Below are 23,003 nucleotides of genomic sequence, written 5' to 3'. Positions count from 1 at the left end.
CTTATGCCATTCTCTCAGCAAATGTGTCGACAAACTCATGCGCTTTGGCAAGGTCGATCGTACCTTCGTAGATCGAACGACCAAGAATTGTACCTGTGATTCCTGAAGCTTCGACATTACACAGTGCGATAATATCGTCCATATTGGTAACGCCACCAGAAGCGATAACAGGAATATTGATGCTTTCAGCGAGTTCTTTCGTGGCTTCGACGTTGACGCCAGTCATCATGCCATCGCGTGAGATGTCAGTGTAAACGATTGCCACTACTCCGGCTTCTTCGAACTGTTTGGCAAGATCAATCGCTGAAACAGTAGAAACTTTATCCCAACCATCTGTTGCTACCATGCCATTTTTAGCATCGATACCGACAATAATATGCCCAGGGAATTGCTTGCAAAGGTCTTTTACAAATTCAGGGTCTTCAACCGCTTTAGTACCAATAATGCAGTAAGTAACTCCGGCATCAAGATAGGCCTGAACCGTTTTAGCATCACGAATGCCGCCTCCGATTTGAATCGGCAAATCAGGGAATTTCTTCGCAATTGCTTCGACAGCAGAATTGTTTACCGGTACGCCATCAAAAGCACCATTCAGATCAACCAGGTGTAAACGTTTTGCGCCAGCTTCAACCCAGCGTGTAGCTGTATCAACAGGGCTGTCAGAGAATACGGTGGTATCTTCCATGCGGCCTTGTTTTAGGCGTACGCATTGCCCGTCTTTAAGATCAATCGCAGGTAGTAATAACATCTAAACGTTTCCATCCCATTGGGTAAAGTTTTTCAAAAGTTGTAAGCCATCATCTGCACTTTTTTCAGGATGTGCCTGAATTGCAAAGACATTGTCTTTTGCAATAGCAGATGGATAGGTAATACCGTAATCGGTCTCACCAGCGATAATGGATTTATCTTCTGGCGCAATAAAGTAGCTATGCACAAAGTAAAAACGAGAGTTTTCTTTGATGCCATTCCACAGTGGATGTTGTTGAGTATGCGAGACTTTATTCCAGCCCATTTGTGGAATTTTTAGTCGCTCACCATTCTCGTCAGTCGCGCCAATGTGGTCTTTAAAGTACAAAACTTTGCCTTCATAAAGACCAATGCAATCGACCCCACCGCCTTCTGAACTATGCTCCATCAGCACTTGCATGCCCATGCAAACACCTAGAAAAGGTTTGCTAATAGCGACTTGTTTAACCACATCGACGAGTTCACGCTTGTGTAATTCACTCATGCAATCGCGAGCAGCACCCTGACCAGGGAATACGATGTGATCCGCTTTGTTGATAACATCAGGAGAAGATGTTATCTCAACCGTTTCATTGGTAACGTGTTGAAGGGCTTTGTGCACGGAGTGTAAATTGCCCATGCTGTAATCTATTACTGCAATCATCTCTCAACTACCCGCCTTGTCTTTTATATTCATCCAATAACTGCGTTGTCGATGCTCGTTTACATTTGTAAACTGCGCGTCTCCGCCTTGTCCTTGAATAAATCTAAAAAACAATTCGGGCAGCTGATTTTTATTTTTGGAAAGCATCAAAAGTAATTTATTAGGTTACAGAGAACCTTTCGTTGATGGTATTGCGTTCGCAGAACGCTCATCTCTTTCAACAGCCATACGTAATGCGCGTCCAAATGCTTTGAATATAGTTTCAGCAATATGGTGTGCGTTACGGCCGCGGATATTATCCAGGTGTAAGCTGACTAAAGCGTGGTTCACAAAGCCCTGGAAAAACTCGTGGAATAGATCGGTATCGAAATTTCCTAGCATCGGGCGTTTGTAATCGACGGTATCTTCCAAATGAGGGCGACCAGAAAAATCAATCACTACGCGAGATAATGACTCATCGAGTGGCACATAGGCGTGACCGTAACGACGAATGCCTTTTTTATCACCAATCGCTTTTGCAAAAGCCTGACCCAGTGAAATGCCGATATCTTCAACCGTGTGATGCGCATCTATGTGCAGATCACCATTAGCTTCGATTTCAATATCGATCATGCCGTGCAGCGCTATCTGGTGCATCATGTGTTCAAGGAAGGGGACTTCGGTTTTGAAGCGCGCTTTTCCCGTGCCGTCTAAATTTATATTGACGGTAATCTGTGTTTCAAAAGTATCACGTGTGATAGTGGCTGTACGTTCGGTCATGTTTATCATTTTCGGTTGTTTAGGTGGCGGATAATACCATATTGTGACGCGATGTAACCTGTAGAAATAGAAAGAAATAGGCCCCAAAGTAGGGGGGTGCCCTATAAAATAGTTTAAATACTCATTGTTCTACTTGCTCGTTTAAAGCGGTTTGTTCGCATAAAACTGAACTTTCACGTTAAAATTGGCGCTAAATAGATACTGGGGATATTTTTGAATAATGCAATTATCCATGGCGTGTTTAAGTGTTTGTATTGTTTTTGCTTTTGTTCTATGCAGTTTGAATATTAATAACGATGTTTTCGAATCAAACAATTAAAAAAAGCCCTATAAGTGGGGGGGTGTAAAACTATGAATAGTTTAATCGTTAAATCTGTGTTGTTTGCAATGGCTCTTTTGATCCATCAATTTGCTGCGGCTAAATCCAATCTTGATTTGTTAAAAGTCCCCGCTGGTTTCAAGATAGAGTTATTTGAAAGTGATGTGCCGAATGCGAGAACCATGGTTTTGGGTGCTAATGGCACCTTGTTTGTGGGCACAAGAAGCGAAGGTGTCGTGTACGCGATTAAGAATAATAAACGCTATATTATTGCTGAAGATCTAAACATGCCGAACGGTTTAGCGTTTCGAGACAAAGCTCTCTACATAGGTGCTGTAGATAAACTATTTCGAATGGATGATATTGAGGCTCGATTAGATAACCCGCCTATTCCTACTTTAATCCGTGATGATTTACCCTCTGAAACTCACCACGGTTGGCGATATATGGATTTCGGTCCGGATGGCCGCTTATATATGGCCATTGGTGCGCCGTGTAATGTGTGCTTGAAGAAAGATTACGCCGTGATTCGCAGTATGAAAGCCGATGGTACGGATGAACGCGTAGAGGCGAGAGGTATTCGTAATACCGTAGGTTTTACCTGGCACCCCGTATCAAAAAAATTATGGTTGAGTGATAACGGCAGAGACTTGATGGGCGATGATATTCCCCCTGATGAGATCAACCGTGTTGATGAATTTCAGGAGCACTTTGGTTTCCCTTATTGTCACGGTGGAACGATTGCAGATCCTGAATTCAATGATTTATCGTGTCGAGCGTTTACGTCACCTATTCAGGCATTGGGTGCACATGTAGCGCCATTGGGTATTGCTTTTTATACTGGCAAGCAATTTCCTAAAGCTTATAAAAACAGGTTGTTTGTCGCGGAACACGGTTCATGGAATCGCAGTAAAAAATCGGGCTACAAGGTCATGATGGCAACCCTTACAGGCAGTGATGAAGATGAAATAATCACCAAATATGAGCCATTTGTAACAGGCTGGCTGCAGGGTCAAAAAGCCTGGGGCAGACCAGCTTATGTGCTTGTGCTAAAAGATGGTTCGTTATTGATATCAGATGATAGGGCTGGTGCTATTTATCGCGTTTCATACGCTCAATAAATTGAATGCTATGTGGAGAGTACAGGGTGTTTGATTGAAATGCTTAAGCTTACTAATCTAACTAAATCATCTTAGGCACCCCCCTACTTATAGGCACTTTTTTTATATTACTTTTCAGTATGATTATGAATAGGGTCCCAGTCAGTAGGTTGTTCTTTCAGGATGGCTTCGGTTCTTTCCAGATAAACCCGATACAGCGGATCGTTTGAGGTTTCATATAATTGGCGAAAGCCTGCATGGGCTGCTTCCCACTTTCCTGATAAAAACTCAGCAAAGGTTTGCTCATGAGTTTCTAGTTGGGTTTTCTGTAACTCAGTTAACTGGTTTAGCGTTTTCAGAGGTTCGTAGATTTTAATAGAATCCTGTTTGCCTTTTACCCTAACGTTATCTATGTAGCGGAAAACAATATCAGGGCATTGTAGTTTTGTCTCTTCGCTGACTAAAATCCCAACGCCATAGTATTTGGTTAATCCTTCGAGGCGTGATCCTAAATTAACCGCATCTCCTAACACGGTATAAGCTCTTCGATAGTCCGACCCCATGTCTCCCACATTCATCTCGCCCGTGTGAATACCAATGCCTGCGGCGATATTATTGATTCCCATGTCCTTAAATGTTTTCTGCATTTTTTTGATTTTCTGCTGCATTTCCATAGCCGCAATAACCGCTTTGGTAGCATGCTGAGGGTGGTAAATAGGCGCTCCCCAAAATGCCATCACCATGTCACCCACGTATTTATCAATTGTGCCCTGGTTATTAAAGATGATTTCAGTAATAGGGGTTAGGTATTGATTGAGAAAAGTTTTCAATTGTCGTGTTGTTAACGGTTCTGACAGTGCAGTGAAGTCTCTGATATCAGAAAAAAGCACGGTCATTTCTCTTTTTTCGCCATCGGTATTTACCGCATGCGGGAACTCGATCAACTTATTGATGTGTTCTAACGGTACATATTGGCCAAACATATCGTGAATGCGTCGCCGACCTTTGTTTTCTTTGATCAAATCGTAGATAACATGAATCGATGAAACCGCCATTACGGTGAGTAGGGGAATAATCAACGGTAAATTGATGTGATGAGAAGACCACATCCAGTAATTAAACCCAAACATGACGAAGACGAGTGCTGTGCCTGAAATAACTAAGCCCATGGGTTGTAGCAATGGATAAAACAGCGCCATGAATAAACTCAATACAGCAAGTGTCATGACCGTTGCCCCAGCTGCCCAATCTGGCACATAAGTAATGTTTTCCGGATGTAATAAACCATGAAGAATATTTGCTTGAATCTCCACCCCCGGAAAGCTAGCTTGAACTGGGGTAGGGCGCAGATCTGACAAACCAACAGCAGATGTACCTACCAAAGCGATTGCATTTTCTAACTCGGGAAATGGTTTCTTGCTATGCAAGATCTCGCTTGCAGGGATATACGGGAAATGTTTTTGTTTGCCTAGATAAGGGATGAGAATCTGCCCTTGAGCATCCGTTTTGATAACCATTTTTCCCATGCTTAAATGGGTGATCGTTTGGGCGCTTCCTACAAAATCAGTATGAAGTTTTATTTCATCTTCCAGCAAATAAATGCGTGCAGTTTCCAAGGCTAAAGAAGGGTAAATCTGGTTGTTGTAGACAGCCACTACCGGGGCTCTTCGAATGGTTCCATCTCTATCAGGGGCAATGCTGAAAAAACCACTTCCGGCAGAATTGTTAGTAAACTCATTCAGGTTTGCGGTATACCCGAGCATGTGAATCGCCGTGAGTTTTTCCGTATTTTCAATGTCGCTTACTATGGCAGAACTAGCCAATTTTCCCGATTGAGTCACCAGTTTTCTGTGAAATGGATAGCCTAAAACGACTTCCTTATCTTTAATGCTGTCGGCAAAAAAGCTATCCCCATTGAGGTTGTTTTCTATCTTTAAATACCAGTCAGGTAGTTCTTCACCTGTTTGATTTAATGCAATCTTTACTTTTTCTAGAGGGTTTTGTTCTTTCTCTGATTGCACGACATCCATTGCGATAACTGCAACATTGTTCTCATGCAGTTTATTGACCAGTGTGCCTATTTTTTTTCTTTCCCAGGGCCAACGCCCGTCTTTTTTTATGCTCGCTTCGTCAATGTCGATAATGATTATCGGCGGAAGTTCTGTTATTTCAATAGGAGTGCTGAGCTTTAGGCGGATGTCGTAGGGAATCGCTTCGAGTCTTTGTTGTATATCTATACTTGTTGGATCGTCGCTCAAATAAAAAAGAGCAGCAAGTATGGTTAAAACGATACCTGTAATGATGGGTAGTAGAGATTGTTTATGTTTACTAAACAGCTTATTACCCTCGAAAATTATATGACAAAGAAGTAGTTAACTAAATAATAGTGAATTAACCCTAAAATGTGAAAAATTACCCTTTTTTCTATTATCAACAGGTTAGCATCAGTAAGTCAGTGTGGAAAGCAGTTGCGTTTTTATGCTGCCAGTGTGATGGAAAACACTGAAATTACCAACAATTATAATTTGGACTATAGTTTATTGTGATGGAATATAACAAACGTATTGAGAGGGAGTTGTGAAAGGAATCTGTATTAGCTGCTCAAAAATGATTAAGCTGCTAATGCTATCGTTTGTTGTATCGCTATTGTCATCTTGCGGAGGCGGCTCTTCAACGTCTTCCTCTTCCTCTTCAAACACTATTCAACAGGCGACAAAGATAGCAACGGGGGTCGCCCAAAAAGGTCCATTCTCGATCAATACGCCAGTTGAAATATCCAGACTGGATTCTTTCGGTCAGCCGACAGGTGATACGATCTCTGCAAAGGTAAGCGCTAATAATGGTGAGTTTACCTTCGAACTTCCGGCTGAGTGGGGCACAATTGCGCCTGTGAACCTTTATTTGCAGGCCAAAGGAAAAGTCTTTGATGAATCTTCAGGGACAGAGTCAGAAACTCCGATTTCATTAACAGCAATCACTCAAAGTACCGATAATGAATCAAACTTAAATTCAGTCAATATGCTTACACACTGGCAAGCCCAGAGAACTCAGAAGTTAATGGCAGAAGGTAAAAGTTTTAACCAATCACACAAGCAGGCGAATGACGAGCTTGTGAAGGTATTTGGAATAGAGCAAATTCATTCTTTGGATTTTTCTAGTTCTGATGACGAAAGCAATAGTGCCATGTTGCTTTTATTGTCAGGTGCACTAATGGAAGTTGCCCGTACACATGACGTTGATCCACAATCGATGATTGATGAGATAGGCGATGATTTTTCCGATGACGGAAACTTGTCTGCTGAAAGTGATCAGTGGTTCTTGCGCATGCAAGCGGTAATTAGAGATAACCCCATCGCCCATGCAAAAAAATACGCAAAGCGTTTACAGGAAAAGCAGGCAATCGATGTTGTATCTGTTAGTAGCTTGCCTCGCGATTTTCCATTGGCTTCGCGTCCTGTAGCAAATGTGCCTGCCGAATTATTTGCATCACCCGGCGAGACAATTGTTCTTGATGGTAGCGGTAGTCACGATAGCGGTAACATAATCAATTTCACCTGGTTTCGAGTCGATCAGCAAACGCAATACCCTGTTCCTGTCAGTGATAGATTTGACTCAAGTCCAACCATTACAGTACCAAGCGAGGCAGAAGTTTTAGCCGCGCCAAATCAAGAGATCGCATTGCTTTATGCTTTAGTCGTGACTGATGAGGCAAAACTGACGCATACAGGCGTCGTGAAAGTTATTGTTAAAAAACCACCGATAGATAACATCCCCCCACTTGCAGAGCCTCAGCAATTAACAACAGATGAAGATACACCACTAAAAATCACATTAACGGGAAGTGATGAGGATGGTGATCCAATCGTATTTAATTTAAATACACCACTTTCTACCGCTAACGGAATAATAGAACTAGACCCAGATTTGGGTTCTGACTTGCCTAATGTGGTGTATACACCAACCAAAGATTATTTTGGTTCTGATAGTTTTACATTTTTGGTTAATGATGGGTTTGAAAGCTCTAATGTTGCAACAATAGATATCGAAGTAACAGCAATCAATGATGCTCCGATTGCTGATCCACAATCAATCTCGACTCAGGAAGGAGAGCCGATCAATATTACGTTAACCGGCAGTGATGTTGATAATGATGATACTTCTTTAAACTATAGTTATGACTCAATAGATCCTGAAAATGGCTCTTTATCAGGTACGCCTCCCGATATAATTTATACACCAAATTCATCATTTACAGGATATGATGAATTTAACTTTACAGTCAATGATGGTTTATTATATTCAGATCCAGCACTTGTCTCAATTAACGTTGGTGCGCTCAATAAAATACCCGTTGCCAATTCATTTGGCGTTGATATCAATCAGGGAGAAACAATACTTCTTGATGGAATGGGCGGTACGGATGATGATGTGGGTGATACTTTGACAATTGTTGAACGAACAAACCCAGCTGGTGGAGTTATTGATGTTACAGGTGTAGGAAGTACCGCTACTTATGAATATACATCTGACGATGACTTTTTTGGCGTGGATACTTTTACGTATAAAGTATTTGATGGCAAAGATAACTCACTACCAGCGACAGTAACAATTAACGTGAATGATCGTCCTGTAGCTGATGCAGGAAGCGCTCAAACAGTCAATGCCGGCTCACAGGTACGATTAAACGGAACCGGGTCTGATACTGAAGATGGCGCTGATGTGACTTATAGCTGGACTAGTCCTGTGGGCATTGTATTGGATGATGCTAGCTCAGAAGATCCCACTTTTGACGCTCCAACAGGAATTTCTACAACCGAAACATTCACTTTTAACTTAATCGTTAGAGATAAAAAATCATTTGCTTCTAAAGTTTCTTCAGTGGTTGTAACTGTTGAGCCAGCCTCTATTAATACCAAACCGACAGCGGAGTCTTTCGAAATAATTATAATACCTAGTAATTATAATGATATAGAGCTTAGAGGTTTTGATGCAGATACCGGAGAGACTGACTCGCTCATTTATGAGATTGTATCAGCGCCAAGTAAGGGTGAATTAGACTTGTATGGGGCACAATCTGATGAGAAATTTGCTGATTATTATGCCAATGGTTGGTCAATACCGAGTGATATAGGTGCTATCGACCAATTTGAATATCGAGTTACAGATATTCATGGGGCTGTTTCTGAAATTGCAACGGTGACATTAAATCTTCCAGATCCAAAGGTTCCTGTTGCAGATGCTCGAGGTGATACGATGATAAATGGTGGGGAAACCCACTACACATCTGGCAGTGGGTATGATATTGATGGAGATGTTGTAAAGTATGTTTGGAGACAGTTAGAGGGAGAGCCGGTACTAATTAATGTTACTTCCACAAATGGTAGAAGTATAAATTTTGATGCTCCAACAGTTGCCAAAGATGAAAAGAAAGAGCTCAAATTTGGATTGATCGTTCAAGACAACGATGGTTATGATTCGCTCGAAGATACTGTGGTATTTACAGTTGTTCATGCTTGTTATTTGATTGCAAATGCTGGTGTTGATAGGCAAGAACTCTCAGGTACGGATTCTGTAAAATTATATGGTTCTGAAGACCCAGGCGGTAATTGCCAAGAGTTCTTCCCATATACAGAATACAGTTGGGAGCAAGTGGACTCTTCAGGGAATCCAGTAAGTACAAGTAATCCTGATAAAGTAAATCTAATCAACCCAACCACTGATCAACCTTCTTTTGTGGCGCCACAGGTTAGTAGTGGGGTGTTGTCTTTATACTTTAAACTTCAGGTGACGGACTCTGGTTATGACAATACTGCAAATGAATCTGACATAGTTAAGATTGATATAGTGCCCATCGGAACAACAATCCCTAATCAAAAACCAATCGCAAAAACGAATAACCTTGAAATTGAAGTCAGTCGTTTAGGATACAGTGAAACCATAGATTTTTATGCTGAAGATCCTGATGGAGATATTAAAGCGTTAACATACAGGATTGTTGAGAAACCAGTTGATGTGGATGTAGGGGTTTTAAGTGATGTTGAAAGCTATATGCCAGGATCAGGATACGTGGTGTATACCCCTAAATATCCTGTTTCAAATGAAACGTATTCATTTAAATTTATCGCTATTGATCACTACGGTGCAGAATCTGATCCAGTTGAAGTCGTACTTAAACCTGCCCCAATACCAAGCGGAAATGAAAAGCCCTCAATTGATCCTTTGACTTTTAGTATTAAAAATAGCGAAATTTCCTGGAATTCTCTGAGGACCTTTGAAGCGTTCAATTTAGAAGATAATGGTTTTACTATTACAGACCCAGAAGATGATTATTATGAGCTACGGAAAGTCGATGAAACCTTGAGTGGATTAACATTTAGTTTTGCAAGAAGTACTTCGTCCGGTTGGTCAATTTATATTAGCAATCCCAGTGGATCTGCAACATCTTCGGGAACCTTAAGATATATAGTTGTAGATGAACATGGGAATGAATCTGAGATTGCGACCTTTACCGTTACTGATAATTAATTAGGAAGTATTGATGATCAAATTAGTTTCACAATGGACTCTTCTTCTTTATGTAAGTTTGCTGATGGCATCAATTACATTTGCAAGTGCTAATGATTATCCAAAACTAGAAAAACTCGTTAAGGAGAAAAAGTATTCACTTGCGTTTCAGTATGCTTCAAAAATCCGTTCACAAAACGAAGGCGACCCACGTTTTGATTATCTTTACGGGTTCTCCGCCTTGCAATCAGGGAATTATAACGAAGCTGTTTTTGCTTTGGATCGTGTAACAGTCAATAGTCCAAATGTTATTCGTCCTCGCTTAGAGCTTGCTCGCGCATACTTAAGCCTTAATAACTCATTCGCCGCAAAAAAAGAATTCAATGATGTTTTGAATTTAAATCCCCCGCCTGTTGTGAGAAAAAAAGTACAGGCTTATCTGGCAGAATTAGAGAAAAAAGGAGATAGAATCACACAGCGTTCTGTCACTAAGAGCCTCGCGTCATTGTCATTTGGTTACGATGATAATATCAATTTTGGCTATGATAATGCTGAGATTGATCTTCCTGATTTTGGGGCGGTGACGTTGAATGATTCTTCGGTGAAGCAGGGCAGTGGTTTTGCGGAGGGAAAGTTCCAATTCAAACATCGCACCTTGAAGAATAAAGTGAAAAGTACGTTTTTTACGGCGAATGCAACACACCGAGAATACTTTAAAAATTCTGATTTCAATGTAACTGATTTGGATTTGCGCACGGGCATCACCTTCAACCATGCGAAAAAACAATATCAATTAGTGGGCAGAACGCGCCCTGTGATGCTAGGTGGGGAGTTGTATTCAAATACTATTGGTGTTGATGCTATTGCTCGAAAATCCATAGGCTCCTCTCAGGTAGGGAGCCTTAAACTGAGTATCGAAAAGTATGACAACAAAAAGGTTACGCTCAGCGATAGAAGCAGAGCAATAGTTTCCGGCCGGATTGATAAACAAGTTGGTGACACGCAACATCAGTTGAATCTTTATTTGGGTAAGGAGTGGCCAGACAAGTCTGAAGGTAAACAATACAGCCGGAATATTAGTGGAATAGGGTATTGGGCGGTCAAAGAGTGGAATAAGAAAGATAGAACCTACCTGGGGCTCGATTATCGCCACTACAAACATCAGCAAGCTTATGCGATTTACGATAATAAACGCAGCGATGATCGATTCATCTTTAAAGTGGGTCATGAGCATCGCTTTAATGATGAGCTCGCGTTTGTTGCGCAGGCAAGACACATCAATAATCAAAGTAATCTGGATCTATACGATGCAAAAAGAAACGAAGTAAAAGTAGGTATTCGCTATGACTGGGATTAATAAAACAATTGTATTTTCTGTCTGCCTGATTGTTTTATCGGCATTCGCAAATACCAAGGTCTTGGCGGCAGAAAAAGAAGCGGGTAAAACGCTCTTGACCCGTGGAGAGGTCATCGGGCAACGCGATGGGAAAAACATTACGTTAAAACGTCGTTCAAATATTTATGAGAAAGATGAAATTCGAGTGGGTAAAGATGGTCGCGCCCAATTTAGAATGATTGATCAGGCGTTAATTTCTCTCCAGGAAAACTCAGTATTACAAATTAAAAAATACCAGTTTGTTGAAGGTGAGACTAGCAACTCTGCGTTACTGGAACTGTTGTCGGGTGGTTTAAGAACCATCACTGGCGCCATTGGTAAAGGTAATAAAAAAGCCTATGAACTCAGAACGCCTCTGGCGACCATTGGTATTCGCGGCACGGATTACGAGGTAGAAATTGTCTCTAATGGTATGTATGTCGCCGTTTGGGAAGGCGTAATCCATTTGCGTGCTCGTTTGCGAAGTGGTTGTAATATATTATTGGGGCGTTCCAAGCCTTTCATGTTTATCTTTATTGATCGCTTGGGTAAATGTACCGGCTTAGATGAAGTTCCCGATGTATTTAGAGATGGACACAGCTCAAACATTAAAATACCTGCGGCTAGTAATGTATTAGATGCGAATTACGTGACGGGTAAGGAGCTGTTGGCTAGACCTGTTCTATTGGATCCTGGCATTGAAGTGATAAGCAATAGTCAACCGCCTGTTACACCTCCGGTTACTCCACCTGTAACACCACCCGTTGAGCCTCCGGTAACGCCGCCAACCACGCCACCAGTTGTTCCGCCACCTGAAGTGACTTACGAGGTAAGTGCTTTTGCGATTGACCAAACGCGACCTTCAACAGAGCTGGATGTTTCGGCATCAGAATTAAACACGGCAACACCAACTTTTAATGTGGGTTTGAATGTGCTCGATAATGCAGCAGGAAGTGCCGTACAAAATTACGAACAATCCGTCGGTGGTTATGCGGTGAGCTGGGGATATTGGGGGGAGTTTAATTCTACGTTGGCAAGTAGAAATGTCGATGATTCAAGCAATAGAGGCCTCCTTTGGGCGACCTATGAAGCGACTGATCCCGATGTTGTCAGCGCCAGAACAGGCACCTTTAATCGCTATGATAATGTCTCGAATAGTTTATTAAGTGCCACAGCGGGAGCCGCTAATAATCTGCAAGTGCAAATGGATGTGAATTTCGAGTCGGGTGCGGTAAGCAATGGCGCATTATCTGCCAATACGCCGAATGAGACGTGGGTCGCTGTATTCGAAGGACAGATTACTTCGGGTGATCTGGATCTTCAAATGAATGGCGCCAGTGTCATAGATTCGGATCCTAACACAGTGAGCCCTCCGCGAGATGCGAGTGGCTTTATTGCTGGTGACTTTATTGGTGACAATGCCGAAGCTATTCTCGGTGCTTTTGGCTTATCAGAAGATGCTGACCCCAGTAATAATATCCAAGGGTTATTTACTGTAGAAGAACAGTAACTAGTGATCAGTAAATATTGAACAGTAACTAATGAGCAATAAGTGAAGAGCAATAAGAAAAGAGCAATTAATAAAGCACTGTGTTAAAAAACTGCCCTAAAGTAGGGGGGTGTAAAACCTTTTTAAAATGGCAGTTTTATTTCTTCAACAGATCCCATGATCTTGATTGCCTCTTCAAGGTCAACCTCATCGGGGTTTTCGGTCGATTGTGACTTCAAACGATCATACAGTTCAGCCTGTTCCCATGTCTCATGTTTGCCATCAGTAGTTTGATGGTAGGCAGCCCAAGGTATGAATTTAGTTAACGGAAACAGCTGTCCCTTTTGTGGAGAAATATCCACATTCAAACCAGAAATAAATAACAAGCGTTTGCCCTGATACTCTGGCTCCTGCACTACGCTACGAAAGGCATTATCGAATTCGACTTGGGTATTTACCTGGGCGGCTTTCAATGCAGGCCATTTAGACGTAACGATATAAGGCATCGCATTAATCAGGTTATTTTCCAAATGGTCATTCGATTGTCTTCTGAAACTAAATGAGTCAGGGCTTAAAAACTTACCAATTTCCATCGGTTTATTATTTGGGCAAAAGTCATTGCCAATAGATTCTATTAGCTGTGCAGATGCGGGAAAGACTTTGGACGTGCTTAGGCTTTTTATGGCATTAATTTGCCCAGACTCAGATTTTTCGATAAGTGTATCCAGTTTTAACATCAAGCCTTGTTCGCGTTCACTGTTCAAAAGTCGGTTGTCGATAGTGATGAGGTTTTCATCCCCTTCTTTTGACAATAAGATGTTGGTGCTGGCAAATTCAAACTCTTTAGAATACCAGTCTAATGATGCGCATACTTTTCCGCAGCTCGTAGATTCTTCATGGTTGTCGGTTTGAAGGCGACGATAGACCCCAAAGGTCCCTGATTCTGGATCATAGCCAACATGGCTAGCATGGATAATGACTAAATCTTTACCATGGTGGGCGTGTGGACCATGTCGGTCAGTAGAAATAACAGCGCCAACCTGACCATGATCAAACGGAAAAACACCAAAATTTTTCGCTATCAGAATAATTGGATACCCCTGACTTTCATCCGAACAAAAAGCGCGTGACGGCATGATTTTGCCAGGTGTAAAACCTAGAGATTTGGATAAGTTATAAGCTCGGGAAACAAACTGGTTATATCGCATAGCGACTTCTGACATTTTAAATGAAGCCAGAAGGCTTTTGCTGGTGTTTATTTCTCCGTACATATTCTGGTCCTGATGGTAATTATCTTTATTGATTTAATCGTGAATTATTTTCTAAAAAACTGCCTGTAAGTAGGGGGGTGACTATAAGTAATAACTTGAAACCATTCGACTATTCTAATTATTTTGTAAATAGTAGTCGAGTTCATCTAACTGGTTTTGATTAAAGACCCGGATATTGTTTCTTTCTAATAAGGCGGTAGTCACGCCGATGCCGAGAATTTTCTCATTGGTGAAGGTGCCATCAAAAATCATGCTGCTACCACAAGAGGGGCTTCTTTCTGTGAGTATTGCAACTTTGCAGTGAGTCGCTAAAGCAAGTTCTAATGCTTTGTTGGCGCCATCGATAAACGCTTTTGTAACATCTGCCTGATCTATTTGTAGTACTTGTGCTTTCCCATCAAGGACTTTTTCAGCATCGCCAAATTGAATCTCAGCGGGCAGGCGCGGAACAGGTAATCCGCCAGCAACTTCTGGACAAATTGGGACTAAACGTTCCTCATCTCTCCATTTAGTCATTAGAGGGTGGTCCAACAGCAAATCTGAGCCATTATACCGAACCGGATTACCGATGAGGCATGCACTGATTAAAATCTTTCCCTGTATGATGTATACATTCCTTTTAGGTGGCTCTTCTCCCTTGTGTCATTTTTTTAAAACTAATTTATTAATAATCAATGAACTAGGGTTGTTTGCGAATCTGCGCCACAATGTCGTGACTAAAGCGATTGATGGCTTCGCTCTGGGCGTTTACATAAGCAGCATACCCTGAATTCTTAAGTGGGACTGTTATTAACGCACGTTTTACCAGTAATTCTTTATCATTTTTGATTAATCGCCAACGGGCGTTAAGCGTAACATCTCTTTGCGTTGGGCTATTTATATCACCGTCAAAGCTCTCGATATTGATACGCACCTGATAATCTGGTTTAAAGGTAGATTTCCACGGATATTGTTCTATGCGCTCAGTTTTGAGTAATATCGAAAGGTTATCGGTGATGGCTTTGTTAAGTTCTTCTTTGTAAGAACCGCCCCATTGATGCTTTTCCGACATGATGATTTCAGACTTGTTCTTGCGGCTTACTATTTGTGGTCGATTAAGTAATCGCGGTATCTCAACAGGCCCAATGCCAATGCTGATTTTGTTAGCCGTTACTGCTGAAATGGGTTTCATGGATGACAGCGAATAAAAGTGAGTGCCGCCCAGGTTTGATGATGAAGGGCCACTGCTACAGCCAGCAACAGCGCTCAAAATAAGAATAAAAACAGGTAAGGCTTTAATTTTAATCATGTTGTTTTACTTTTTTTGTAAGATATTTACTGCTTTTTTACTAGTATAAGCGACTCGCCGTTATTGGCTTATTTACCAAAGATAAGCGAATCAGGTTTGCGTTGAAGCGTATCAGCCAGAACAGAAAAAGACCTGGATGCTTCAGTTAATTCATTAATCAAAACCTGTAAGCGATGTTGCAATGCTGAATCTTCACTCAAGGTTGATTTTAAGCCGGCATCCAGCGTGTTGCTGGTTCTATTGATGCTTTGCATGGTTTTAGCAGCGTTTTGCTCAAGCTTATTTCCGACATTGCTGAAGGTTTGTAAGGTATGCCCTGCGTCTTTTTGCAGCTTGTCGGTTGCCGATGTAATCGTAACGACAGCCTTCTGTGCATCGAGCATTAATCGGTTGATAGATTCAGTGGTCTTTTTAGCACTCGCCAAAGTATTCACCAGTTCTTTAGAGAAGCCTTCTTTGTCTAACTGACTCGTAATTCGGTCTAGGTTCGCAGTGGTATTGGCAAGTCCATTGAGCGTCTTTTTGATGTCATCCGAATTGATCAAGGCTTTCACGCTAGATAGTGTATCGGTTAAAGCCTCTGATATTTCCGTGGCATCAAAATTCATCAACGTTGACTGTGCTGCGGTAGTGGGGAATCTTGACGCTTTTTTAATGCTGGTAGGCATCAGGGCAAATTCATTTCTCCCTTTTTCACCGGTTATCAATCTGCTGGGTGGAACATGAAGTGAAATATATTGTGAGCCTGTCAGTAAGCTGTCGACTACTAATTGTGCTTGAAGGCCTTCTTCGACGAGGCTTTGGAGTTTTTCTTCAGCTTCTTTTGCGTCTGCTTTGTTCGAAAATTTATCAATACGTAAAGAGACTTTTACTGCCGCCTTGATGTTGTCATTTGCGGCATCGTGCTGGAGTGATATTTTTTCGACTCTGCCGACTTTGACGCCGCTGTATTCAATGCTTGAATCTTCTGTGAGGCCATGTAATGAATCATCAAAATACATCGTGTAAAACAGCTTGTTATAGAGCTCGGTATTTTCCTGAGCGACTTTATAGGAATCATACAGCGTGAAAGCGTTCTCGCCACTAATCTCTTTGCTGACACCGTCTTTAGGTGTTTCGAAAGCGATGCCCCCAATAAGAAGGGAAGTCATCGATTCCATTCTGGTAGATATGCCAGTCGCTGTAATATCCACTTCTATGCCGCTGGCATTCCAGAAGCGTGTATTACTCTTGATTAATTTGTCATAAGGCTCATGCACGTAGATGAATACATCAATACTTTCGGTGTCTGAATTTAACCGATAGCTGGTGACTTCACCGACATTAATTTTGTTGTAATAAACAGGAGAGCCAATATCCAGCGAGCCGAGATTTTCAGTACGCATTGCAATGCGTGTGCCGCTTGCATCATTCGTGATAAAGGGAGCGGTTGAAAGTCCTAGGTAATTATCTAATGGCTCACTTTTGGCGCCGGGATCAAGCCCGATATAAACACCCGATAATAGAGTATCGAGGCCGCTTACACCCTGAAGTGTAATGCGGGGTTTTTTAACCCAGAATCGTGTGTTGGTGCCAAGATTTTCAGCCATTTCAGGGTAAATTTCGGCTGTCACTCTTACCTTGTTAAGGTCTTCTGTTAAGCGGAGTCTTCTCACTTTGCCAACAACTACATCTTTATAGCGTATCGGTGTCTTTTTCTCTTCAATGCCAGCAGCCTCATCAAAGGTGATGTTAATTATGGTGCCACGTTCGCTGTAATATTTGTAAATTAACCAGCCCCCAATTAAGGCTGCAGTTAATGGAATGATCCATATTAAAGAAAAACGTGCTTTGGGATTTACTTGGGCGAAAGGAAGTTCGTCTGGATTGATTCCGTTGTCAAGGTTCGGTTCGGTGTGAGCCATTGTTATGGTTTTACCATCTGCTTATCATCTTCATTGCTTAATGTTGTTTTAGTATTCGCTGTATTATCCACGTTTGTTTCGGTTTCTAAAACATCCCATATCAAACGAGGGTCAAATGCGCGTGCTGCAAACATGGTTAAAATGACCACTGCTGCAAATGAGAGCGAGCCCAAGCCCGGCGTTACATTCGCACTGTTTCCAAATTGAACCAGTGAGACCAAAATCCCAATCACGAAGACATCAACCATCGACCACCTGCCGACAAACTCGGTAACGCGGTACAAAGCAGTTCTGTCCTGTGGCTTCCAGCGGGCTTTGGTCTGGACGCTGATCATTAGCAACATGAGTATAATTAACTTTAGAACGGGTATAAAGATACTTGCAACAAATATCAATAATGCCAAGGGCCACATGCCTCCATCCATTAAATGAATAACGCCACTGATAATGGTGTCTGGTTGGCCGTCACCCCACAGTGTAAAAGTCATTATAGGAAGTGTATTGGCAGGGATGTATAAAATGATCGCAGCGATCAATAATGCCCATGTTCGATTAATGCTATTGGGTTTGCGCGAGTGAATGGTTGATTTACAACAGGGGCAAACCAGTTCTGATTTTTTCAGGTTTGTGCCTTTAGGCACTTTGCTCAATGTACTGCAAAAGTGACAGGATATAAACCCGGCATCGCGTGCGGTGATAGCTTTCGCGGTTTTGGCGGATGTCATTGCGTTATGTCCTTTCTTAATTTACTCCAGACATCATGCGGGTTAAGCGAATGACTCAACATGGTTAATGACAATATCAACAAACAAAACGCATATAGGGAAGTGCCAAATATCACTTCAGCAACGTCACCGAGTTTTACCATGGCAACTAGCAATGCCAGCATGAAAATTTCCAGCATGCCCCAGGTGTCAGTACTTCTTAAAAAACGAAATAACGGTGCGGTATAATCGTTAAACGTATCCCTTTTTACCTGTATTAGTATAAAAATGGTGCCGAGTAAGGTGGTTGCGGGAAAGATGACGGTAGTAAACAGAACGACAATACTGAGTAAGGGCATATCAGCTTTAAACAGCGATATTGAAGTCGATATCAAGGTTTCATCCTGAGTAGTGCCGAGTGCTCGCAATGACAATAACGGAAACATATTCGATATTATGTAGAGAATTAATCCAGTGATCGCAAAAGCCAGACTTCTATCGACTGAGTTTTTCTGGTTTTTGAATAAGAATGCATTGCATCGAAGGCAATTAGCCGTTTGCCCAACGCGTAATTGTGGTACTTTCTGCAATAAATCACAGTCGTGACAGGCAATCTGGGAGATATTTACCGATGTTTGATTTGACTGTTCCATGAGCGATATCTTGACAGATATTAATGTTAAAATCTTTAGAGATTAAGCCTTTATAATTATTCTAGTTTTTATATGCCGCCACTTCTACAAATTATAAAAAAGAAAAAATCTCAGTGGATGGAGTCCTTTCATTTTAGGCTGGCGCGTCCCGATGCTTTGCTGCAACTTGCATTACTTGGTCTCATTTCCGGATTAATTACCGGTGCCGTGATCGTGGTTTTTCGCTTGCTGGTAGAAGAGACTCAGGATTATTTATTGCCGGGTGATGGACCAGAAAATTACGAAGCATTAAGCGTTGGCTTGCGCTTGTTATTTCCCATAGTGAGTGGTTTGTTATTAGCGTTGTTGTTTTACAAGGCTTCAAATGGCCTTCGGGTATTAGGTGTGGCGCGCGTCATGGAACGCATGGCATATCATCAAGGGTATTTGACCGTTAGGGGTTTTATCCTGCAATTTGTGGGTGCAGCTATAGCTATCATCGGTGGTCATTCGGTAGGTCGTGAAGGTCCGCATATTTATCTGGGGGCTGCGTCGGGTAGTTTATTTGGGCAAAGTTTAAATCTACCGAATAATAGTATTCGAACATTGGTAGCCAGCGGTTCGGCGGCGGCAATAGCGGCTTCGTTTAATACGCCATTGGCAGGGGTGATTTTTGCCCTTGAAGTGATCATGATGGAATACACCTTGGTGAGTTTTATTCCGATTATGCTTGCAGCGGTGACTGCTACCGGGCTTTCTAACTTTATTCTGGGTAGCGAACCCGCATTTAGCATCCCTGATTTTAATTTCTCGTCTTTCGCTGAATTACCATTAATTATTTTATTGGGACTGCTGGTTGGCGCTGGGGCGACGTTTTATAATCATTTGATTGAAGTTATCTCCGTCAAAACCAAGCACATTGAAATCTGGTGGAAGGTGATTGCCGCAGGAGTATTTGTTGCGCTGATTGGTTTAGTGTATCCGGAAGTGTTTGGTATTGGTTATGACACGGTCAACACCGCATTATTAGGTGGTTACACTGTCACTGTATTGTTTGGCTTGTTCTTTGCCAAGTTATTGGCGACTAGCCTTTGTGTTGGCTTAGGTGTGCCTGGCGGCATGATTGGCCCTGCCTTTTTTATTGGGGCAGCACTCGGTGGGATGGTGGGATATTTAGCCTCTTACTTCTTTGGCTATGATGCATCTGATATCGGCTTTTATGCCATTTTAGGAATGGGAGCAATGGTTGGCGCTAGCTTGCAAGCGCCTTTGGCTGCACTCACCGCGATTATGGAGCTTACTTATAACCCCGGAATTATTATGCCGGGCATGCTTACCATCGTTATTGCCCAGCTCACTGCGAGCGAAGTGTTTAATAAACAATCACTGTTTATCAGCATGATGAGAAACAATGGTCTGGATTACGATATCAACCCCGTTTTGCAAGTGTTAAGGGGAATCGGTGTTGCTAGTGTGCTGGATAATAAATTTTCCAGAAGGTCTGCGTTGACTGATGCAGCAACCGCTAAAAAACTCATCACCACCGATGCCAATGTGAACTGGATACTCCTTAATAATGGCGATGGCGAATTGAAAACCTTGTTGCCGATCACTGAATTAGCCAAATACATTCAAACCCAGCAATCGGAAAAAGTAGGAGACGAAGCGCTCGAAACGACGGATATTGAAAACCTTGAAGAATTAGAAATCAATCTGTTTGAAATCCCCGCAAACCGTCTTCAACTCAGCCCAATATCCTTGCAGGCTAACTTGCAGCAGGCGCATGAGAAGTTTGTGCAGGGCGCTGAAGCGCTGTATGTCGTGTTTAATGAGGAAGAGGCGGATAAAAATTCTCGAGTCTACGGAATAATCACAAAATCGATGGTAGAAGATTCATATAAGCTCTAATTTTAAGCTAAATCTTTCTGTTTCAAGGTCTTTCACTAGACACCCTGCACTAAACACACTATTCTTTCGCTCTGCTTTAGGTGTCCAGATGCATTAGCAAATGGATTAAACGGGAAGCTGGTGAATGATTTAGGTAGTGATTTTGCTACTTAAACATAATTCCAGAGCTGCCCCCGCAACGGTAATTGAATACAGAATCTTAAAGGCACCCCCCTACTTACAAGGCTTTTTTTGTAGGGATTGTTTTTTGATTCTAATTAGTCGTTTCATATCCACTGTGCAATTTTTATAGCATGGGAAGGAGAATCGAACTGATCGGCATTCGCCACTATTCATAAGCCCGGAGACCGGCCTTCGCGAAAACGACAACGGGAAAGCGTTATGCTGATTCGTTGCTCACTTTTTAAACAGCACGGCGGGTGCTGAAACAATAGGTCATACAATGAAATATTCCCCTGTAGCTACAAAAGTAGCTCCTTTTTCTGTGCTTGCGATTATGCTTGCGTCGTTTCAATCTCCAGTTTTTGCAGATGAGTCTGATAACATTTCACTTAGTGATGATGGCAGTCTCGAATTAACCGTTACGGCAAATCGTCGTCCTGTAACTGCAAATAAAACCTTGGCTCCAGTTACTGTTATCACTCAAGAAGATATCAGTCGCCACCAGGATCTAAGCGTTGAGCAGGCGCTTACACGTGTACCAGGTTTGAATATTTCAAACACGGGTGGCTTGGGTAAGAACACCTCTGTTTTCTTACGTGGCACAAACTCAGGTCATGTATTGGTTTTGGTTGATGGCGTTCGACTAGGTTCTGCAACATTAGGTTCAACATCATTTCAACATATTCCGGTAGATCAAATCGATCGCATAGAAGTTGTTAGAGGCCCACGTTCTAGTCTTTACGGATCAGAAGCGATTGGTGGTGTTATTCAGATATTCACTAAAAAAGGTCAGAAGGGTTTTAGCCCATCGATTTCATTGTCAGCAGGCAGCAACAGTACCTACAAAGGCAATGTAAATCTTTCCGGTGGTAACAACAAAACCACATACCAATTGAATGTTTCTAAAGAAGAAACAGATGGTATTGATGCATGTAACTCAACATCATCAGGCTGTTTCGCCGATGAGCCGGATAGAGATGGCTACGAAAGAGAGAGTGTTTCTCTGAATGTGGGGCATAAATTCTCAGACGCTGTAAAAGGTGGAGTAAGTATTTTAAGAGCGGAAGGTAGTACTGATTTTGATGGTGGTTTTCAGAATGAGTCTGACTTTGTACAAGAAGTTATTAGTGCAAACCTCAGTGGTGACGTAACAGATAAGCTGAACTTACGTTTTACCGTCGGCCAATCTAAAGATGAAAACGATAACTTTAAAGACGGCACATTCACCGGTGACTTCGCTACCAAGCAAAATACAGCTTCATTAATCGCAAATTATGCAATCAACAATAATAACAACCTATTGTTGGGTACTGACTGGGTTGATGCAGAGGTAGATAGCAATACGGAATATGATGTTACTTCACGCGATAACACCGGCGTATTCGCTAGTTATGCAACACAACTGAATAAGACACATATCGATACGTCTTTACGTTACGACGATAACGAACAGTTTGGTTCAGAAACCACAGGTGGCATCGCATTTGGTCAGGAACTAACCGATTCAATGCGCTTAAAAGCATCTTACGGAACGGCCTTTAAAGCACCTACATTTAATCAGCTTTATTATCCTGGTTTTGGAAGCACTGATTTGTTGCCTGAAAAAAGTGAAAACTATGAATTGGGTCTTGATGGTAAGTTCAGCAACGGTTCCTGGGAAGTTAACGTGTTCCAGAATGATATCGATAATTTAATCGCTGGTTTCCCTGTTAGTAATATTGATGAAGCGCGTATTCGTGGAATAGAAGCCGTTTTTGCAACAAAACTTGCGGGTTTTGATGTGGCTGCTAATGTGACTTTGCAAAAGCCAGAAAATCGCACTGGGGACAATAAAGGCAAAATACTAAGAAATCGTTCTGAGCAAATCTTAAATATCGATGTGGATCGTAAGTTTGGTAAATTCACTATTGGTGCAACTGTGCATGCCGAGTCTGAACGATACGCAAATGTGGATAATTCAGTAAAACTAGGCGGCTTTACAACGTTAGACCTTCGTACTAGCTACGCAGTTTCTAAAGACTGGAGCGTAGGTGCAAAGATTGCTAATGCACTAGACAAAGACTACTCCCTGGCTTCTGGTTATAACCAGGACGGCATCAACGGATTGGTCACTGTTAAATACGCACCTAAATAAGCGTCTCAAATTTGTTAGTTGATAACCTCTCTGCCTGATTTAATCAGGGCTTTTATAAGCATCA

At 41.9% G+C, this 23,003-nt stretch carries 16 protein-coding genes and 1 riboswitch; of the genes, 6 read left to right on the top strand and 10 right to left on the bottom strand.

Features of this window, described 5'->3' with window-relative positions; all coding sequences use genetic code 11:
• Nucleotide 1 precedes the first annotated feature (1 nt).
• From hisA to hisB, 3 genes are all read right to left on the bottom strand, one after another.
• Nucleotides 2-748, bottom strand: coding sequence for a 1-(5-phosphoribosyl)-5-[(5-phosphoribosylamino)methylideneamino]imidazole-4-carboxamide isomerase (hisA, locus tag OO007_RS01560; RefSeq protein ID WP_131904277.1), 747 nt, complete (start codon nt 746-748; stop codon nt 2-4).
• Entirely contained in the window at nt 749-1,390 is a 642-nt protein-coding gene (gene hisH, locus OO007_RS01555; RefSeq protein ID WP_325807473.1) for an imidazole glycerol phosphate synthase subunit HisH, read from the bottom strand.
• Between the two features lie 165 nt (nt 1,391-1,555).
• A complete protein-coding gene (gene hisB / locus OO007_RS01550; protein WP_131904275.1) occupies nt 1,556-2,149 on the bottom strand; it encodes an imidazoleglycerol-phosphate dehydratase HisB in 594 nt (197 codons plus the stop codon).
• 351 nt (nt 2,150-2,500) lie between these two features.
• Here hisB and OO007_RS01545 point away from each other — a divergent pair, with 351 nt between their 5' ends.
• Nucleotides 2,501-3,589, top strand: coding sequence for a PQQ-dependent sugar dehydrogenase (locus tag OO007_RS01545; protein WP_325807472.1), 1,089 nt, complete (start codon nt 2,501-2,503; stop codon nt 3,587-3,589).
• Nucleotides 3,590-3,696: 107 nt separating this feature from the next.
• Here OO007_RS01545 and OO007_RS01540 read toward each other — a convergent pair whose 3' ends face one another.
• Nucleotides 3,697-5,847, bottom strand: coding sequence for a CHASE2 domain-containing protein (locus tag OO007_RS01540; protein WP_325808045.1), 2,151 nt, complete (start codon nt 5,845-5,847; stop codon nt 3,697-3,699).
• A gap of 328 nt (nt 5,848-6,175) precedes the next feature.
• Here OO007_RS01540 and OO007_RS01535 point away from each other — a divergent pair, with 328 nt between their 5' ends.
• Genes OO007_RS01535 through OO007_RS01525 form a run of 3 tightly spaced genes read left to right on the top strand, consistent with a single transcriptional unit; the run spans nt 6,176 to nt 12,957 of the window.
• On the top strand, nt 6,176-10,093 hold the full coding sequence (locus OO007_RS01535; protein WP_325807471.1) for an Ig-like domain-containing protein: 3,918 nt from the start codon (nt 6,176-6,178) through the stop codon (nt 10,091-10,093).
• A gap of 13 nt (nt 10,094-10,106) precedes the next feature.
• On the top strand, nt 10,107-11,429 hold the full coding sequence (locus OO007_RS01530; RefSeq protein ID WP_325807470.1) for a tetratricopeptide repeat protein: 1,323 nt from the start codon (nt 10,107-10,109) through the stop codon (nt 11,427-11,429).
• On the top strand, nt 11,416-12,957 hold the full coding sequence (locus tag OO007_RS01525; protein WP_325807469.1) for a FecR family protein: 1,542 nt from the start codon (nt 11,416-11,418) through the stop codon (nt 12,955-12,957). The genes OO007_RS01530 and OO007_RS01525 overlap by 14 nt, the downstream gene beginning before the upstream one ends.
• 122 nt (nt 12,958-13,079) lie before the next feature.
• Here the strand turns inward: OO007_RS01525 and OO007_RS01520 are convergent, their stop codons facing one another.
• The 6 genes from OO007_RS01520 to OO007_RS01495 all read right to left on the bottom strand — a co-directional run bounded on the left by OO007_RS01520 (nt 13,080) and on the right by OO007_RS01495 (nt 18,756).
• Nucleotides 13,080-14,207 carry a hypothetical protein gene (locus OO007_RS01520; RefSeq protein WP_325807468.1) on the bottom strand — a complete coding sequence of 376 codons (1,128 nt, stop codon included), beginning with the start codon at nt 14,205-14,207 and terminating at the stop codon, nt 13,080-13,082.
• 114 nt (nt 14,208-14,321) lie between these two features.
• Nucleotides 14,322-14,792 (bottom strand): DUF523 domain-containing protein, encoded by a 471-nt coding sequence (locus tag OO007_RS01515; protein WP_325808044.1) that lies wholly within the window; start codon nt 14,790-14,792, stop codon nt 14,322-14,324.
• 94 nt (nt 14,793-14,886) lie between these two features.
• Nucleotides 14,887-15,495: a PqiC family protein gene (locus OO007_RS01510; RefSeq protein ID WP_325807467.1), complete on the bottom strand. Its 609-nt coding sequence runs from the start codon at nt 15,493-15,495 to the stop codon at nt 14,887-14,889.
• Between the two features lie 68 nt (nt 15,496-15,563).
• Nucleotides 15,564-17,399, bottom strand: coding sequence for a PqiB family protein (locus tag OO007_RS01505; RefSeq protein WP_131904266.1), 1,836 nt, complete (start codon nt 17,397-17,399; stop codon nt 15,564-15,566).
• Nucleotides 17,400-17,401: 2 nt separating this feature from the next.
• A complete protein-coding gene (locus tag OO007_RS01500; protein WP_442784324.1) occupies nt 17,402-18,124 on the bottom strand; it encodes a paraquat-inducible protein A in 723 nt (240 codons plus the stop codon).
• A complete protein-coding gene (locus OO007_RS01495; protein ID WP_325807466.1) occupies nt 18,121-18,756 on the bottom strand; it encodes a paraquat-inducible protein A in 636 nt (211 codons plus the stop codon). Before OO007_RS01495 ends, OO007_RS01500 begins: the two co-directional genes overlap by 4 nt.
• A 117-nt stretch (nt 18,757-18,873) precedes the next feature.
• Between OO007_RS01495 and OO007_RS01490 the strand changes: the two genes are divergently transcribed.
• Together OO007_RS01490 and OO007_RS01485 are read left to right on the top strand one after the other, a co-directional pair.
• Nucleotides 18,874-20,643, top strand: a complete 1,770-nt coding sequence (locus OO007_RS01490; protein ID WP_207906926.1) for a chloride channel protein — start codon at nt 18,874-18,876, stop codon at nt 20,641-20,643.
• 61 nt (nt 20,644-20,704) lie between these two features.
• Nucleotides 20,705-21,013, top strand: a riboswitch (cobalamin riboswitch).
• A gap of 72 nt (nt 21,014-21,085) precedes the next feature.
• Nucleotides 21,086-22,939, top strand: coding sequence for a TonB-dependent receptor domain-containing protein (locus OO007_RS01485; RefSeq protein ID WP_325807465.1), 1,854 nt, complete (start codon nt 21,086-21,088; stop codon nt 22,937-22,939).
• The last annotated feature ends 64 nt before the right edge of the window (nt 22,940-23,003 follow it).

The organism is Cocleimonas sp. KMM 6892, assembly GCF_035798195.1.
Classification (GTDB): Bacteria; Pseudomonadota; Gammaproteobacteria; order Thiotrichales; family Thiotrichaceae; genus Cocleimonas; species Cocleimonas flava.
Note: the sequence above shows the minus strand (reverse complement) of the source record. Positions and strands in the feature narration are given on the sequence as shown.

Excerpts from the sequence above, each read along its gene's own strand:
- OO007_RS01510 (WP_325807467.1), bottom strand. The coding sequence starts at position 15,495 with ATGATTAAAATTAAAGCCTTACCTGTTTTTATTCTTATTTTGAGCGCT.
- OO007_RS01490 (WP_207906926.1), top strand. The coding sequence starts at position 18,874 with ATGGAGTCCTTTCATTTTAGGCTGGCGCGTCCCGATGCTTTGCTGCAA.
- hisA (WP_131904277.1), bottom strand. The coding sequence starts at position 748 with ATGTTATTACTACCTGCGATTGATCTTAAAGACGGGCAATGCGTACGC.
- OO007_RS01525 (WP_325807469.1), top strand. The coding sequence starts at position 11,416 with ATGACTGGGATTAATAAAACAATTGTATTTTCTGTCTGCCTGATTGTT.
- OO007_RS01520 (WP_325807468.1), bottom strand. The coding sequence starts at position 14,207 with ATGTACGGAGAAATAAACACCAGCAAAAGCCTTCTGGCTTCATTTAAA.
- OO007_RS01495 (WP_325807466.1), bottom strand. The coding sequence starts at position 18,756 with ATGGAACAGTCAAATCAAACATCGGTAAATATCTCCCAGATTGCCTGT.
- OO007_RS01505 (WP_131904266.1), bottom strand. The coding sequence starts at position 17,399 with ATGGCTCACACCGAACCGAACCTTGACAACGGAATCAATCCAGACGAA.
- OO007_RS01535 (WP_325807471.1), top strand. The coding sequence starts at position 6,176 with ATGATTAAGCTGCTAATGCTATCGTTTGTTGTATCGCTATTGTCATCT.
- OO007_RS01500 (WP_442784324.1), bottom strand. The coding sequence starts at position 18,124 with ATGACATCCGCCAAAACCGCGAAAGCTATCACCGCACGCGATGCCGGG.
- OO007_RS01530 (WP_325807470.1), top strand. The coding sequence starts at position 10,107 with ATGATCAAATTAGTTTCACAATGGACTCTTCTTCTTTATGTAAGTTTG.
- OO007_RS01485 (WP_325807465.1), top strand. The coding sequence starts at position 21,086 with ATGAAATATTCCCCTGTAGCTACAAAAGTAGCTCCTTTTTCTGTGCTT.
- hisB (WP_131904275.1), bottom strand. The coding sequence starts at position 2,149 with ATGACCGAACGTACAGCCACTATCACACGTGATACTTTTGAAACACAG.
- OO007_RS01545 (WP_325807472.1), top strand. The coding sequence starts at position 2,501 with ATGAATAGTTTAATCGTTAAATCTGTGTTGTTTGCAATGGCTCTTTTG.
- hisH (WP_325807473.1), bottom strand. The coding sequence starts at position 1,390 with ATGATTGCAGTAATAGATTACAGCATGGGCAATTTACACTCCGTGCAC.